Origin of the sequence: Citrobacter sp. wls829 (genome assembly GCF_005280825.1) — a bacterium.
Lineage (GTDB): Bacteria > Pseudomonadota > Gammaproteobacteria > Enterobacterales > Enterobacteriaceae > Citrobacter > Citrobacter gillenii.
In genome coordinates, this window is record NZ_SZWP01000107.1 from 61,348 (window position 1) to 74,951 (window position 13,604).

The 13,604-nt window shown below is 54.3% G+C and carries 16 protein-coding genes; 7 read left to right on the top strand and 9 right to left on the bottom strand.

Going from position 1 to position 13,604, the window contains the following annotated elements:
• The first annotated feature begins 20 nt into the window (after positions 1–20).
• Entirely contained in the window at positions 21–1,265 is a 1,245-nt protein-coding gene (gene mtr / locus FDW88_RS22075) for a tryptophan permease (protein ID WP_096755539.1), read from the top strand.
• An 86-nt stretch (positions 1,266–1,351) separates the two neighbouring features.
• Here mtr and FDW88_RS22080 read toward each other — a convergent pair whose 3' ends face one another.
• From FDW88_RS22080 to FDW88_RS22090, 3 genes are all read right to left on the bottom strand, one after another.
• On the bottom strand, positions 1,352–2,359 hold the full coding sequence (locus FDW88_RS22080) for a luciferase-like monooxygenase (RefSeq protein WP_137363365.1): 1,008 nt from the start codon (positions 2,357–2,359) through the stop codon (positions 1,352–1,354).
• A gap of 80 nt (positions 2,360–2,439) precedes the next feature.
• Entirely contained in the window at positions 2,440–3,318 is an 879-nt protein-coding gene (locus FDW88_RS22085; RefSeq protein WP_096755541.1) for a U32 family peptidase, read from the bottom strand.
• Positions 3,319–3,326: 8 nt separating this feature from the next.
• The gene (locus tag FDW88_RS22090) at positions 3,327–4,322 is read right to left on the bottom strand and encodes a peptidase U32 family protein (RefSeq protein ID WP_096755542.1); all 996 of its coding nucleotides are present in this window, start codon (positions 4,320–4,322) and stop codon (positions 3,327–3,329) included.
• A gap of 219 nt (positions 4,323–4,541) precedes the next feature.
• Between FDW88_RS22090 and FDW88_RS22095 the strand changes: the two genes are divergently transcribed.
• Positions 4,542–5,066: an SCP2 domain-containing protein gene (locus FDW88_RS22095; RefSeq protein ID WP_137363366.1), complete on the top strand. Its 525-nt coding sequence runs from the start codon at positions 4,542–4,544 to the stop codon at positions 5,064–5,066.
• Positions 5,060–5,563 (top strand): GNAT family N-acetyltransferase, encoded by a 504-nt coding sequence (locus tag FDW88_RS22100; protein ID WP_115257402.1) that lies wholly within the window; start codon positions 5,060–5,062, stop codon positions 5,561–5,563. The genes FDW88_RS22095 and FDW88_RS22100 overlap by 7 nt, the downstream gene beginning before the upstream one ends.
• Here the strand turns inward: FDW88_RS22100 and FDW88_RS22105 are convergent.
• Complete coding sequence (locus tag FDW88_RS22105) at positions 5,550–5,849, bottom strand: GIY-YIG nuclease family protein (RefSeq protein WP_115257403.1); 300 nt, start codon at positions 5,847–5,849, stop codon at positions 5,550–5,552. The genes FDW88_RS22100 and FDW88_RS22105 overlap by 14 nt on opposite strands.
• Before the next feature lie 52 nt (positions 5,850–5,901).
• Here FDW88_RS22105 and FDW88_RS22110 point away from each other — a divergent pair, with 52 nt between their 5' ends.
• Positions 5,902–6,330, top strand: a complete 429-nt coding sequence (locus tag FDW88_RS22110) for a YhbP family protein (RefSeq protein WP_137363367.1) — start codon at positions 5,902–5,904, stop codon at positions 6,328–6,330.
• Positions 6,331–6,362: 32 nt separating this feature from the next.
• Positions 6,363–6,998, top strand: a complete 636-nt coding sequence (locus FDW88_RS22115; protein ID WP_115257405.1) for an NAD(P)H-binding protein — start codon at positions 6,363–6,365, stop codon at positions 6,996–6,998.
• A 99-nt stretch (positions 6,999–7,097) separates the two neighbouring features.
• Here FDW88_RS22115 and dolP read toward each other — a convergent pair whose 3' ends face one another.
• Genes dolP through FDW88_RS22135 form a run of 4 tightly spaced genes read right to left on the bottom strand, consistent with a single transcriptional unit; the run spans position 7,098 to position 10,701 of the window.
• Complete coding sequence (dolP, locus tag FDW88_RS22120) at positions 7,098–7,673, bottom strand: division/outer membrane stress-associated lipid-binding lipoprotein (protein WP_115257406.1); 576 nt, start codon at positions 7,671–7,673, stop codon at positions 7,098–7,100.
• A gap of 9 nt (positions 7,674–7,682) precedes the next feature.
• Positions 7,683–8,273: a DnaA initiator-associating protein DiaA gene (gene diaA, locus FDW88_RS22125; RefSeq protein ID WP_048213380.1), complete on the bottom strand. Its 591-nt coding sequence runs from the start codon at positions 8,271–8,273 to the stop codon at positions 7,683–7,685.
• Between the two features lie 20 nt (positions 8,274–8,293).
• Positions 8,294–8,689 carry a YraN family protein gene (locus tag FDW88_RS22130; RefSeq protein ID WP_137363368.1) on the bottom strand — a complete coding sequence of 132 codons (396 nt, stop codon included), beginning with the start codon at positions 8,687–8,689 and terminating at the stop codon, positions 8,294–8,296.
• Positions 8,647–10,701, bottom strand: a complete 2,055-nt coding sequence (locus FDW88_RS22135; protein WP_137363369.1) for a penicillin-binding protein activator — start codon at positions 10,699–10,701, stop codon at positions 8,647–8,649. The genes FDW88_RS22130 and FDW88_RS22135 overlap by 43 nt, the downstream gene beginning before the upstream one ends.
• Positions 10,702–10,763: 62 nt before the next feature.
• Between FDW88_RS22135 and rsmI the strand changes: the two genes are divergently transcribed.
• Positions 10,764–11,627, top strand: coding sequence for a 16S rRNA (cytidine(1402)-2'-O)-methyltransferase (gene rsmI, locus FDW88_RS22140; RefSeq protein ID WP_115257408.1), 864 nt, complete (start codon positions 10,764–10,766; stop codon positions 11,625–11,627).
• Between the two features lie 2 nt (positions 11,628–11,629).
• Positions 11,630–12,649 (top strand): Fic family protein, encoded by a 1,020-nt coding sequence (locus FDW88_RS22145; protein WP_137363370.1) that lies wholly within the window; start codon positions 11,630–11,632, stop codon positions 12,647–12,649.
• 73 nt (positions 12,650–12,722) lie between these two features.
• Here FDW88_RS22145 and kbaY read toward each other — a convergent pair whose 3' ends face one another.
• On the bottom strand, positions 12,723–13,598 hold the full coding sequence (gene kbaY / locus FDW88_RS22150; protein WP_137363371.1) for a tagatose-bisphosphate aldolase subunit KbaY: 876 nt from the start codon (positions 13,596–13,598) through the stop codon (positions 12,723–12,725).
• Positions 13,599–13,604 lie beyond the last annotated feature (6 nt).

Below are 13,604 nucleotides of genomic sequence, written 5' to 3' on the forward strand. Positions count from 1 at the left end.
TACACTGGAGATCAGGCTAAATGGCAACACTAACCACCACCCAAACGTCACCATCGCTGCTTGGCGGCGTGGTGATTATCGGCGGCACCATTATTGGCGCGGGGATGTTTTCTCTGCCCGTGGTCATGTCCGGGGCGTGGTTCTTCTGGTCAATGGCGGCACTGATCTTTACCTGGTTCTGCATGCTGCATTCCGGGCTGATGATCCTCGAGGCTAACCTCAATTATCGTATTGGTTCGAGCTTCGATACCATCACCAAAGATCTGCTAGGCAAAGGCTGGAACGTTGTCAACGGCATCTCGATTGCGTTCGTACTGTATATCCTGACCTATGCGTATATCTCGGCGAGCGGCTCGATTCTGCACCATACGTTTGCCGAGATGTCGCTGAACGTCCCGGCGCGAGCGGCAGGGTTTGGCTTCGCGCTACTGGTGGCGTTTGTGGTGTGGTTGAGTACCAAAGCGGTGAGCCGCATGACGGCCATCGTGCTGGGTGCGAAGGTGATCACCTTCTTCCTGACCTTCGGCAGCCTGATGGGACATGTATCCCCAACCACGCTGTTTAACGTCGCAGAAAGCAATGCGTCGTACACACCGTATCTGCTGATGACGCTGCCGTTCTGTCTGGCATCCTTTGGTTATCACGGTAACGTACCGAGTCTGATGAAGTATTACGGTAAAGATCCGAAGACCATCGTGAAGTGCCTGGTGTACGGCACGTTGCTGGCGCTGGTGCTATACACCGTATGGTTGCTGGGGACGATGGGCAATATTCCACGCCCGGAATTCATTGGCATTGCTAAGCAGGGCGGTAACATTGATGTACTGGTACAGGCGCTGAGTGGGGTGCTGAACAGCCGCAGTCTGGACCTGCTGCTGGTGGTGTTCTCCAACTTTGCCGTGGCGAGTTCGTTCCTTGGCGTGACGCTGGGCCTGTTCGACTATCTGGCGGATCTGTTTGGTTTTGATGACTCAGCAATGGGGCGTTTGAAAACCGCTTTACTGACCTTTGTCCCACCGATTGTCGGTGGCCTGCTGTGGCCGAACGGCTTCCTGTACGCCATTGGCTATGCAGGGCTCGCAGCCACTATTTGGGCGGCCATTGTGCCGGCGCTGCTGGCACGTAAATCCCGCAAGCGGTTTGGTAGCCCGAAATTCCGCGTCTGGGGCGGCAAGCCGATGATTGCGCTGATTCTGGTGTTCGGTGTCGGCAACGCGGTTATCCATATCCTGTCGAGCGTTAATTTGTTGCCGGTGTATCAGTAAGTAGCGTGCCGGATGGCGGCTACGCCTTATCCGGCCTACTCGAACCCGTAGGCCCGGTAAGCGTAGCGCCACCGGGCAACCTAGACCTACCCAATCAACTCCTCTTTCACCTGCATCGCCAACTCAAACGAATGCAGGCGTGCCTGATGGTCAAAAATCTGCCCGTTAACCATAATCTCATCGGCCTGGGTTTCACGCAGGATTGACTCCAGCCCGTGACGCACTTTCGCTTTGTCCCCCACCAGCGACATGCTTAATGCCTGCTGTACACCATATTGCTCGGATGCGGACCACAGCTGATGCATATTCTCCACCGGCGGTGGGAGTTGTCCGGTTTCACCCCGACGCAGTTTCATAAACGCCTGCTGCATAGAGGTGAAGAGAAACTCAGCGTCGCGATTGCTGTCGGCAGCGATGATGTTGATGCATACCATCGCATACGGTGTTGCCAGACGCGTGGAGGGTTTGAACTGAGTGCGATAAAGATGCAGCGCCTGGTGCAGCATATCCGGGGCGAAGTGGGAGGCGAAGGCAAACGGCAGGCCAAGCTGAGCGGCCAGCTGTGCGCTATACAGACTGGAGCCTAACAGCCAGACCGGGATTTGCTCTCCGTAGCCGGGAACCGGACGCACGTGGGGATTCGGGTCACGTGCGTCAAACCAGTCCACCAGTTCTGTTACGTCGCGGGGAAAGTTATCGATATCACCACTCATATGGCGGCGCAGCGCGCGCATGGTTGGTTGATCGCTGCCCGGCGCTCGACCCAGACCGAGGTCAATACGTCCCGGATACAGCGTATTCAGCGTGCCAAACTGTTCGGCAATCACTAGCGGGGAATGGTTGGGTAACATCACGCCGCCAGAACCCAGATGCAGGGTAGTGGTATTAGCCGCCAGATAACCGATGAGCACCGAGGTTGCCGCACTGGCGATGCCGGTCATATTGTGATGTTCAGCCAGCCAGTAGCGATGGTAGCCGCGCTTTTCCGCCAGTTGGGCGAGATCACGAGAGTGCGAGAAGGCCTGCTTTGCGCTGGAGCCTTCAGGGATCGGCGCCAGATCGAGCACCGAGAACGGAATGGTTTTGTCAGTCATAACGGCTCACTTTGTTACCGGTTAATCTTTTAATATTGCATTAAAGACTAGCGATTGTTGTTAACAAAGTGAGCTATTAATCACATCTGCAGTTCCAGACCTGCCAGTCGTTTCCAGTAGCCGTTGCAGTCACTGTGGGGGGCAAGCGGTAACGGGGCATCACCATTCTCGTTGGCACGGAAGGCATCCAGCATGGCGAATGTCTCGGTTCCCAACGGGGACAGGCGCACAATATCAACCAGCCCCTGCATGGACGCCAGCTCATTACCGAGGTTGTAGACGTAGCCGCTCATGGTCTGAATACCGTTGAGGACAAACACTTGCTGATTCTCCTGCGACAGGACATCACGCCCGTTGGGATACTTGATGCAGCAGGTTTCGCACTCGTCTTTAGGCTTATCTTCGGAGCGTGCGGTGAAGCAGCGGGCAGAGTAGGCCAGCGGCAAATGCCCGTAGCTCAGTACTTCGGTTTCAAACTGGTCGCGAATACCCAGTTCGTCACACTGGTTAAGCAGGTTCACCAGCCAATCACGTGACAGCTCAACCGGCATACACCAGCGCACCATGCCCTGCTTGAGCAGAATACGCAGCGTTACGGCGTTGTAGCAGTTGAGTGCGTGCCCGGCCACGAACGGCAGCTTACGTTCGGCGCACATATTGACCACGCCGAGATCGCTGGCTTCCAGCAGAAAGTCACCGTTTTCAACATAGCGTTTCAACTCACCCAGCTCAGATGACGCCTGCACCAGTGCCAGCGTGGACAGGACCACCTGCTTACCGCTCCCGGCGAGGGACTTCGCCATGTCGATCCAGTCACCCACTTTGGTCGCCCGGCGCTTGCTGCACACGGCTTCGCCAAGATAGATAACGTCGGCATGGCTGGTGGCTGCCTGCTGATAAAAGTCTTCCAGCGTCTCTTTCGACCAGTAGTAGAGCACCGGTCCTAAGGAATATTTCATTGCTTTTCTCACTGCCATTTACGGTGATACGCGCCAAGTGTGGTCTGCGTGCCTTCGGACATAGAGCCGAGCGTTTCCATCCAGGCGCTTTGCGGAACGAAGTTCTGCGGATCTGCTTTGCAGCGGTCGATCGCCTGACGCCACACTTTCGCCACCTGGCTGACATAGGCCGGGCTACGCTGACGCCCCTCGATTTTCACCGAGGCAATATTGGCGGCCAGCAGGTCAGGTAGCAGTTCTAAGGTGTTGAGGCTGGTGGGCTCCTCCAGCGCATGATAGCGCTCGCCATCCACCAGATAACGCCCTTTACACAGCGTGGGATATCCGGCGTTTTCACCATCCTGGTAACGGTCAATCAGCACTTCGTTCAGGCGAGATTCCAGCCCCTGCGCGGTCTGCTGCCAGCGTACAAAACGGGCTGGGGAACACGCGCCGACGGTATTGGGGGATTCGCCCGTCAGATAAGACGAAAGATAGCAGCGGCCTTCCGCCATAATGCACAGGCTGCCGAAGGCAAACACTTCCAAAGGAACTGGTGTTACGCGCGCGAGTTGTTTCACCTGATGAATCGACAGCACGCGCGGCAGCACCACACGCGCGACGTCAAAGTTACGGTGATAGAAATTTACCGCTTCTTCATTGGTTGCCGATGCCTGAACAGAGACATGGCGCTCAATATGCGGGTAGCGTTCTGCGGCATACTCAAGCATGGCGAGATCGGCGAGGATCAGTGCATCCGCGCCCAGTTGTGCCGCCATATCCACGGCACGCTGCCAGCGAGCGTACCCATCCGGGTGGGCAAAGGTGTTAATCGCGATGTGCAGCTTACGGCGATGTTGATGGACGAAACTCACCGCTTCCTGCAATTTTTTCTCGGTAAAATTAAGGCCGGCGAAATGACGGGCGTTGGTATCATCTTTTAGCCCGATGTACACAGCATCAGCGCCGTTCTCGATGGCCGCCTTAAGCGCCGGGAGATTTCCGGCAGGGCACAGCAGCTCCATAATTTATCCTGAAAGTTACGCCGCCTGGGCGCAAAAATGTTAACGAAGAGGGATTTTAGTTAACCTTGCTGAGACAATTTTTGATTTGAGGCAGTTAAAGTCGTATTGGTATCACCAATAAAGAGGTAACAATTTCGTATCGAATTGTTGATTTATGCCGCTATGTCGTTTATTTGATATGGCAAAATAGCCGGACTATAGAAACAGGGAGTAAAGCTCGTGTTGGATAAACTGCGTTCACGCTTAGTACATTTTGGTCCTTCTCTGATGAGTGTACCGGTTAAACTGACGCCCTTTACGCTCAAGCGCCAGGTACTGGAACAGGTTCTGAGCTGGCAATTTCGCCAGGCGCTGGCCGACGGGGAACTGGAGTTTCTCGACGGTCGCTGGTTGAGCATAAATGTTCGTGATATTGGCCTTAGATGGTATACCTCTGTTGAGAACGACAAACTTATCGTCAGTCAGAACGCAGACGCTGATGTGAGTTTTAGCGCAGACGCCAGTGATTTATTGATGATTGCGGCGCGTAAGCAGGATCCGGATACGCTTTTCTTCCAGCGTCGCCTGGTGATTGAAGGCGATACAGAATTAGGGCTATATGTGAAAAATCTGATGGACGCCATTGAACTGGAGCAGATGCCGAAAGCATTACGCGTTATGCTGCTGCAACTGGCGGACTTTGTTGAGGCGGGTATGAAACATTCGCCAGAAACCAAACAGACCTCGGTAGGTGAACCATGCTGATTCGAGTTGAAATTCCCATTGATGCCCCAGGTATTGATGCGCTGCTGCGTCGTTCCTTTGAAAGCGATGCGGAAGCGAAGTTAGTGCACGACCTGCGTGAAGACGGTTTTCTGACGCTGGGTCTGGTTGCCACCGACGACGAAGGTCAGGTGGTCGGCTACGTCGCGTTCAGTCCTGTTGATGTGCAAGGTGAAGATCTGCAATGGGTCGGTATGGCTCCGTTAGCGGTAGATGAAAACTACCGTGGGCAGGGCCTGGCGCGTCAGCTGGTCTATGAGGGACTGGATTCACTGAACGAGTTTGGGTACGCCGCGGTGGTCACGCTGGGCGATCCGGCACTGTACAGTCGCTTTGGCTTTGAGCTGGCAGCCCACCACGATCTACACTGCCGCTGGCCGGGCACCGAAAGCGCGTTCCAGGTGCATCGCCTGGCAGAAGATGCGCTGGAGGGCGTGTCTGGTCTGGTGGAATACCACGAGCACTTCAATCGCTTTTAAGCACCGGGGCTTGTAGGCTACTCAGCAATGCCTCAAGCCCTTCACCTTCTACAAGGCGTTCTTTCTGACGCTTTGTGAGCTGCTTGACTCGATATTCCAGACGCAGGGCCAGCGAACGATCGCCGACCTGCGCGGCAAATGCCAGAGTTAACTCTCCCTTCCCACGCAAGGCTTTCGCGCCTTTTCCGCTTTGATGTTGCTTATAGCGGCGCTGCACATCGGTGGTTATTCCGGTGTACAGGGCGTTGTCTGCGGTACGGATCAGGTACAGATACCAGGGTGTCATTGTCACCATCGACGTGATAATTTTCAGGCCTACAGTATAAAAGAGAACAGAAATGGAAACACTGACTGCGGTGACGCGCTGGCTGGCAAAACAGCACGTCGTGACCTGGTGTGTGCATCATGACGGTGAACTGTGGTGCGCCAATGCGTTTTATCTGTTTGATGCGCAGAAGGTTGCCTTCTATGTGCTCACCGAAGATAAAACTCGCCATGCCCAGATGTCCGGCCAATGCGCGTCCGTTGCCGGGACGGTAAACGGTCAACCTAAAACGGTCGCGCTGATCCGTGGCGTCCAGTTTAAAGGCGAAATCAGGCGTCTGGAGGGGCAGGAGAGCGACGACGCGCGTAAAGCGTATAATCGTCGCTTCCCCGTCGCCAGAATGCTGTCTGCACCCGTGTGGGAGATTCGTCTTGATGAAATCAAGTTCACTGACAACACGCTGGGCTTTGGTAAAAAGCTGCTCTGGCTACGTGATCTATAGTTAGAGGAATGATTGAAGGGAAAGGATAAGCGATGAGCCAGGTGTTAATAACCGGAGCCACGGGTCTGGTGGGCGGACATTTATTGCGGATGCTACTGAACGAGCCCCGGGTCCATGCGATTACGGCTCCAACGCGCCGCCCGCTCGCCGATACGGTTGGCGTCTTTAACCCTCACGATCCGCAGTTGACCGATGCGCTGGCACAGGTCACCGATCCGGTCGACATTGTTTTTTGCTGTCTGGGAACCACCCGACGTGAAGCGGGCAGTAAAGAGGCCTTTATCCACGCTGATTATACGCTGGTGGTAGATACCGCCCTGACGGGGCGTCGTCTGGGGGCTCAGCATATGCTGGTAGTGAGTTCGATGGGGGCCAATGCGCACTCGCCATTTTTCTACAATCGGGTTAAAGGTGAGATGGAAGAGGCGCTGATTGCGCAGAAATGGCCCCGGCTGACGATTGTACGGCCTTCGATGTTGCTGGGTGACAGGGAACAACATCGAGCGAATGAAAAGCTCTTTGCGCCATTATTCAAGCTGCTACCGGGGAACTGGAAATCTATTGAGGCACGTGATGTCGCACGGGCAATGCTGGTGGAGGCACTTGCGCCAGGACATGAAGGGGTTTCGATCCTGACCTCGTCCGAGCTGCGCGAAAGGGCTAAATAAAATGCCGGATGGCGCTGACGCTTATTCGGCCTACAAACGATGAAGTCCTGTAGGCCGGATAAGACGCCCAGGCGTCGCCATCCGGCATCTGTAGCAGTATTACTTAATAAATGTAAACGCGGTCGTGACGCGTTTCACGCCGCTGACCCGGCTGGCGATATCCGCCGCAGCCTTCGCTTCACGGTCGGTAACCAGACCCAGCAGGAAGACTTCCCCGTTCTCGGTGGTCACTTTAACGTTGGATGATTTTACCTGATCGCTGGTGAGCAGCTGGGAGCGCACTTTGGTGGTGATCCAGGTATCGTTGGAGGCTTCACCCAGGCCGATTGGCTGACCCTGACGGACTTCGTTAAACACTTCCGTCGTGCCTTCTACACCCATTGCAATCTGTTTCGCCCGCGCAGACAACTCGCTGTTAGGAGACTGCCCCACCAGTAGCACTTTACCCTGATAGGCGCTGACGTTGATGCGCGCTTCTTTCTTGATCTGGGCATCTTTTGATAACGCGGTACTGACGCGTAATTCCAGGGTTCCATCATCTACCTGGGTGCCGACGCTGCGAGGGTCAGTTGCGGCTTTCGTTCCGACAGCTGCCGTTCCGACAACGGCGGCAGCGACACAGCCTTGCAACAGCAGCGCAGAAAGAACCACTGCGAGCGGCGAAAATGCCTTCATGTGTACTCCTTAATCATCCTGGTGAGGGAAAAGCGTGTTATCGATAAGATCGCAAAGGCAGTTCACCGTCAGCATATGCATTTCCTGAATGCGTGCGCTGTGGTGTGAGGGAATGCGGATTTCGACATCCTGCGGCCCTAATAATCCGGCCAGCTCTCCCCCGTCATAACCGGTCAGAGCGACGATCGTCATGTCGCGGGTGACGGCAGCTTCAACGGCTTTAACGATATCGCGACTGTTGCCACGCGTAGAAATTGCCAACAGAACATCACCTGCATGTCCCAGCGCACGGACTTGTTTTGCATAAACTTCGTCGTGCAGGCGATCGTTGGCAATCGCAGTTAAGACCACATTATCAGTATTTAGTGCAATAGCAGGTAAACTGGGCCGTTCTGTTTCAAAACGGTTGATCATACTGGCAGCAAAATGCTGTGCGTTGGCAGCGGATGTCCCATTACCACAACAGAGAATTTTGTTGCCATTGAGCAGGGATTGAACCAGCGTCATGGCTGCACGGGAAATCGCATCCGGGAGCGCTTCAGCCGCAGCAATCTGAGTTTGAATGCTTTCTGTAAAGCAGACTTTAATTCTGTCTAACACGCTAATCCTTAAATCTTCAATTATGAGTGGTCATTAAAGGCATCCTTTAACCACTCAACATCATTTCCGGTGAAGGCTAACACATCGAACCGACAATCCACAGTATCAAAACTCCCATTGTGGCGCGCAAGCCACAAGCGGGCGGTGTGTAATAATTTCTGTTGTTTGCTGCGGGTCACACTCGCCGCCGCCCCGCCAAAAAGAGCGGAACGACGAAAACGGACTTCAACAAAGACGGTGGTCTTGCCTTCACGCATTATCAGGTCGATTTCGCCGCCGCGTTCGCGCACGTTGGCGGCGATAAAACGCAGTCCTTTGCCCTCCAGCCAGCAACGCGCGGTGGCTTCCCACGCGTCACCGGTCTGTTTACTCGTTAACTGGCGGGGACGATCTGTCCTTGCTGGTATTTGAGCCATGATAACTTCCTGTTAATCACACAATCCGGCGTGGCGGTTAATGCGCCAGTGTTGCCGTTAATTTCAAAGCCCTGCACCTGACGCATTTGCGTGAAGTGGTTAGCCAGCGACCACGCATCGACGCCCATGGCGTACATGCGTGCCAGCGAGTAATCGTTGCGCACGGCACTAAGCGCCTGCTGCATGAGCGGTTCGTTGCCGCCGGCCAGCATCGGAATTTCACTGTACTGCAAGCCTTCCATTTCCAGGCGGAAGTCAGGACCGGCAGTACCCTGCGCGCTACGGGAGCTGGCATACAGCGTGGCACCGCTTTGGCTGCCGTTACGCATGGCGATCATCGGCTTAATAAAGGCGATCTCTTCCGGCGTGGCCAGAATATACACGGCGTCAACACGACCGCTGCCACCGGTGATTTGCGCATCGGTCGGCGGAGCCGGGATGGTGAGTCCACCAATCGTGACGCCAGGCTGTGCTGGCGCAGAGGAGACGACCGGGCTGCCCGTCAGGGCAATCCCTGCACCACCGTTGACGCCCATTCTCAGTTCTGCTGTAGAGCCGAATTTCTGTTGCAACACCACGCCGCCGCCAAGTTTTTGCCATTCCTGTGCAAAGGCGTTGGCCACGCGATCGCCTAACGCGCTACGCGGCGTTAACAGCAGCGGGGTTTGTTTTCCCTGATCGCGGATGTGACGTGCGGCATCGCGCGCTTCATCTTCCGGTGACAGCGCGAAGTAGCACACATTCGCCAGGTTCTGCACGGCTTCAGGCTGATTAAGCGCCAGTACGTTCAGCGGTGTGCTGCTCTTCATCAGTTCTTCAACATTGTTCTTCAACAGAGGGCCGACAACAATGCTGGCACCATCCTGCTGCACCTGGGCCAGGATCTGATTCAGCGGCTGTGACGAGGTGTCATAAATTTTCAGCTCTGCGGAAGGATTCGCCGGGGCGCTGGCCGTCGTTGGCTGAGTTGGTGCTGTTTGCGGCGCGCTAACCGGTGTGGCTGGCTGTGCTGGCGCATCGTTGGTCAGATCGCTCACCGAGGCCTGGGAAGGGCTGGCCACGCCGTCGACGGACTGCGGTTGTGCAACGGGCGTGGTGGCGTCCGTGACGGCTGCAGGGGCTGCGGCGACAGGGGTTGATACTGGTTGCGTGCCATTGTTTTTCGCTGCTTCAAAACCCTGCTGAATAGTGCGACCAAAAACAGCGGCCTGACCGTTCAGCGGCAGTAGTAGGGCTATCTTGCTGGTGGACGCTGGTTTATAGCTCTGGACGTTAACCAACTGCGTGGGCAGTAATTTTGCCCCCGGGTTTTGCGGATAGCGTTTTTGCCAGTCGGCAATGCCGGCCTTCATCATGTCGGCATCGCTACGGTTATCAAACCAGACGCGCTGGAGATCCAGCCAGCCTTGCAGAACATTTTCATCAGCGTTGATGACCAGCGCCTGCGCCTGCTCTGGTGTCATTGACGAGAGTGTCTGCCAGGTCGCATCGATGTTTTTCTGCTTATCGTTGGCGGCCAACAGCGGCTCTTGAGCGATTAGCGCACGCAGCAGCGTTAACGATGGACGCCCCTGGCTGGCATCAATTTGTGCCTGCCAGTAACGCGCCTGTTGGTTCTGATCGAAATCGGCTGGTTTTAGCTTCTCCAGCAGGGCCTGCGCGCCCGCGACATCTTTCTGCGCAAGTTTGATCTCAACGGCCAGCAGGGATTGTTCACGACGCTGGGCATCGTTCAGGTTCTGCGGCAATTGGTTGAACAGATCGACAGCCTGCTGGCTCTTACCTTCTTTCAGCAGTGCACGAATGGCGAGTAATTGCCAGTTGGTCTTGCTATCATCTGAGCTTTGCTGCATCTGTTGCAGATAAAAGCCGGAATCAGCTTGTGCTGTGCCCTGCATATGGGCTGCACTCTGGTCTGGCGCCTGGGTGCCACAACCGGCGAAAATCAATGCTGCCAGAATGACTGGCAGAGCGCGCGCGGCTTTCATACGAGAAAATGTTGAGGGTACCATACTGTATCCAGTGATATTTTTTACGCAATGCTCAATATTAAATCGGCAATACGGACGACACAATGAAACAACACGAATCGGCGGATAATTCTCAAGGCCAACTCTTTATTGTACCTACTCCTATCGGAAATTTGGCTGATATTACCCAACGAGCGCTCGAAGTTTTACAAGCCGTTGATTTAATTGCCGCTGAAGACACCCGTCATACCGGATTATTATTACAACACTTCGCGATTAGCGCCCGTATGTTTGCGTTACACGATCACAATGAGCAACAAAAAGCCCAAATGCTGGTGGCGAAGCTCAAGGAGGGCCAGAACATCGCGCTGGTTTCCGATGCCGGAACGCCGCTGATTAACGATCCTGGCTATCACCTGGTGCGTACCTGTCGTGAGGCGGGTATTCGAGTTGTGCCGCTACCGGGTCCTTGCGCGGCCATCGCCGCATTAAGTGCTGCAGGCCTGCCATCAGACCGTTTTTGCTACGAAGGCTTTTTGCCCGCCAAATCCAAAGGCCGTCGCGATGCAATGAAGGCCATTGAAGCGGAACCTCGTACACTGATTTTTTATGAGTCCACCCACCGTCTGCTCGACAGCCTGGAAGACATGGTCGCCGTATGGGGAGAGTCGCGTTATGTGGTGCTGGCGCGCGAGTTGACTAAAACCTGGGAAACCATTCACGGCGCCCCGGTCGGCGAATTGCTGGCGTGGGTAAAAGAAGATGAAAACCGCCGTAAAGGCGAAATGGTGCTGATTGTTGAGGGTCATAAAGCGCAGGACGACGATCTCCCGGCCGATGCCTTGCGGACGCTGGCGCTGTTACAGGCAGAACTGCCGCTGAAAAAGGCCGCCGCACTGGCTGCCGAAATCCACGGCGTGAAAAAGAATGCGCTGTATAAGTACGCCCTGGAACAGCAGGGAGAGTAAGCGTGAGTGGCTACCAACCTCCCTTTGCCATCACCCCATTGATACTCAATCAGGTCATTGAGATTGGTGAGCTTATGGGATATTGGGCGGTTGTGGCTGGCAGGGCATCTCCTCTTTTGCGCAAAGAGAACCGCATCCGTACTATTCAGGCCTCTTTAGCGATTGAGCATAATTCGTTGAGTGCAGATCAGGTCACTGCCCTGATGGATGGCAAGCGAATACTGGCTCCGGCAAAAGATATACAGGAAGTCAGGAATGCGATTCTGGCATATGAAAAAATGTCAGAATGGAAGAGTCATCAGTTATCCGATCTTCTCCGGGCCCATGAGATTCTTATGATGGGACTGGTCGATAACCCCGGGCGGTTGCGCTCCGGGAATGTCGGTGTTTACAGAGAAAAAAAGCTCATCCATATGGCCCCCCCGGCATCACAAATTTCGCGTTTGATAGATGAGCTACTGGGCTGGTTAAAAACAACCGAGCTCCATCCCCTGATAGCCGGGGCTATTTTCCATTATGAGTTTGAGTTTATTCATCCTTTTGCCGATGGTAATGGTCGGATGGGACGGCTGTGGCAGACATTGATTCTGAGTGAATGGCGAGCAGAACTGGCGTGGCTACCGGTGGAAACGCTGATCCACTTCCAGCAGGAGCGTTATTACCAAGTGTTAGGGCTGTGCGATCGGCAAAGTAGTTGCACGCCATTTATAGAATTTATTCTGGAAAATATTATCTCTGCTTTGCAAGACGGGTTGGGAAAATCATCAGCCCTGTCGGAAGAAATATCGGAAGAAATGTCGGAAGAAATGTCGGAAGAAATGTCGCCTGATTTACTGGATATAGAAAAACGCATACTGCATATTTTGTCGCGTCAGCCTGCACGAACTGCCAAAAGCCTTGCCGATGAGTGTGAAATCTCAGCCCGAACCATTGAACGCTATCTGAAAGCGTTGCAGCAGAAAGGCAAACTGCAACGCGTTGGTGCGAAGAAGGGAGGTTTCTGGCGGGTTTGTACGCTGTGATTTATTTGATGCAAGCGCTATCTGAAGTTAATCAGACCGCGCTTTTGAATCATTCACTAAAAAGAGATGAATGTTATGATAATTCGCGGGCAGGCATTAATCTGTTTGCCGATCCGCAGACATTAATTTTACTGCGTACCACTTCTTTCATGGCATCCATACCGACACGCATGTAGTAACGGGGATCGTTACCCTGTGGATTTTCTGCAAACCAGGCTTTGACCGCATCGGCAAAGGCGATTTTCAGTTCGGTGGCGACGTTGACCTTACACACCCCCAGCTCAATGGTGCGGCGGACATATTCATCAGGTACATCGCTTGCGCCATGCAATACCAGTGGGATATCGACCACTTCACGAATTTCTGCCAGACGCTGGAAATCAATTTTCGGGGTTTTGGTATAGAGACCGTGCGCGGTGCCGATAGCGACGGCGAGACTGTCTACACCAGTACGTTCGACAAAACGTTTTGCTTCCTGAGGATCTGTCAGGAAAGCGCTTTCTGCATCCACGCTCATGTCATCTTCAACGCCACCCAGACGACCCAATTCAGCTTCAACGCTGCAATCTTTGGCGTGGCAAAAATCCACAACGGATTTCACCAGCTTCATGTTTTCTTCGAACGGGAAGTGGCTGCCGTCAATCATCGCGCTACGCACTCCAGCGTTCACCTTACGACGGATATCGTCCAGCGATTCGTGATGGTCAAGATGCAGTGCCAGAGGCATGTCATAGGTTGTGGAGTAGGCGTTGCATAGCGCGTAGATCTCTTCTAACGCAATATGCTTAAAGGTGCCTGGTGTTCCGGCGAGGATCACCGGCGATCGCATTTCATTACAGACTTCGAGGATAGCCTGGATCGTTTCGGCATTGTGGATGTTAAACGCAGGTACGGCATAGCCCTTTGCCTGGGCATCCTGCAGGAGGTATTTCGTAGAAATAATGCTCATGATGCG

Bases quoted from the DNA above. Each gene is read 5' to 3' on its own strand.
- mtr (WP_096755539.1), top strand. From the start codon at position 21: ATGGCAACACTAACCACCACCCAAACGTCACCATCGCTGCTTGGCGGC.
- FDW88_RS22080 (WP_137363365.1), bottom strand. From the start codon at position 2,359: ATGACTGACAAAACCATTCCGTTCTCGGTGCTCGATCTGGCGCCGATC.
- FDW88_RS22085 (WP_096755541.1), bottom strand. From the start codon at position 3,318: ATGAAATATTCCTTAGGACCGGTGCTCTACTACTGGTCGAAAGAGACG.
- FDW88_RS22090 (WP_096755542.1), bottom strand. From the start codon at position 4,322: ATGGAGCTGCTGTGCCCTGCCGGAAATCTCCCGGCGCTTAAGGCGGCC.
- FDW88_RS22100 (WP_115257402.1), top strand. From the start codon at position 5,060: ATGCTGATTCGAGTTGAAATTCCCATTGATGCCCCAGGTATTGATGCG.
- FDW88_RS22105 (WP_115257403.1), bottom strand. From the start codon at position 5,849: ATGACACCCTGGTATCTGTACCTGATCCGTACCGCAGACAACGCCCTG.
- FDW88_RS22110 (WP_137363367.1), top strand. From the start codon at position 5,902: ATGGAAACACTGACTGCGGTGACGCGCTGGCTGGCAAAACAGCACGTC.
- FDW88_RS22115 (WP_115257405.1), top strand. From the start codon at position 6,363: ATGAGCCAGGTGTTAATAACCGGAGCCACGGGTCTGGTGGGCGGACAT.
- dolP (WP_115257406.1), bottom strand. From the start codon at position 7,673: ATGAAGGCATTTTCGCCGCTCGCAGTGGTTCTTTCTGCGCTGCTGTTG.
- FDW88_RS22130 (WP_137363368.1), bottom strand. From the start codon at position 8,689: ATGGCTCAAATACCAGCAAGGACAGATCGTCCCCGCCAGTTAACGAGT.
- FDW88_RS22135 (WP_137363369.1), bottom strand. From the start codon at position 10,701: ATGGTACCCTCAACATTTTCTCGTATGAAAGCCGCGCGCGCTCTGCCA.
- rsmI (WP_115257408.1), top strand. From the start codon at position 10,764: ATGAAACAACACGAATCGGCGGATAATTCTCAAGGCCAACTCTTTATT.
- kbaY (WP_137363371.1), bottom strand. From the start codon at position 13,598: ATGAGCATTATTTCTACGAAATACCTCCTGCAGGATGCCCAGGCAAAG.